Source organism: Duffyella sp. Ts4 (assembly GCF_051851875.1).
GTDB classification, from domain to species: domain Bacteria; phylum Pseudomonadota; class Gammaproteobacteria; order Enterobacterales; family Enterobacteriaceae; genus Duffyella; species Duffyella gerundensis.
In genome coordinates, this window is record NZ_JBLYPN010000037.1 from 1 (window position 1) to 459 (window position 459).

Below are 459 nucleotides of genomic sequence, written 5' to 3' on the forward strand. Positions count from 1 at the left end.
GCAGTTAAGGCAGTTAAGGCAGTTAAGGCAGTTAAGGCAGTTAAGGCAGTTAAGGTAGTTAAGGTAGTTAAGGTAGTTAAGGTAGTTAAGGTAGTTAAGGATAATGGTATGAATAAGATGCAAAAGAAAAAGCCCCGTGCTTTTGCACGGGGCTCTGTCTGTTTGATGCCTGGCAGTTCCCTACTCTCGCATGGGGAGACCCCACACTACCATCGGCGCTACGGCGTTTCACTTCTGAGTTCGGCATGGGGTCAGGTGGGACCACCGCGCTACAGCCGCCAGGCAAATTCTTTATTTGCCGAACCCATTTACTTATCTAAAACTGGTGCTGATACCCAGAGTCGAACTGGGGACCTCACCCTTACCAAGGGTGCGCTCTACCAACTGAGCCATATCAGCACATTTAATTTGATGCCTGGCAGTTCCCTACTCTCGCATGGGGAGACCCCACACTACCAT

1 tRNA gene and 1 rRNA gene are annotated in these 459 nt (G+C 49.7%); both read right to left on the minus strand.

The window, feature by feature from the left end:
• Positions 1 to 167: 167 nt before the first annotated feature.
• A 5S ribosomal RNA gene (rrf, locus tag ACJY2L_RS20710) occupies positions 168 to 283 on the minus strand.
• Positions 284 to 323: 40 nt separating this feature from the next.
• Positions 324 to 399 (minus strand) — tRNA-Thr (locus ACJY2L_RS20715).
• Positions 400 to 459: the final 60 nt, after the last annotated feature.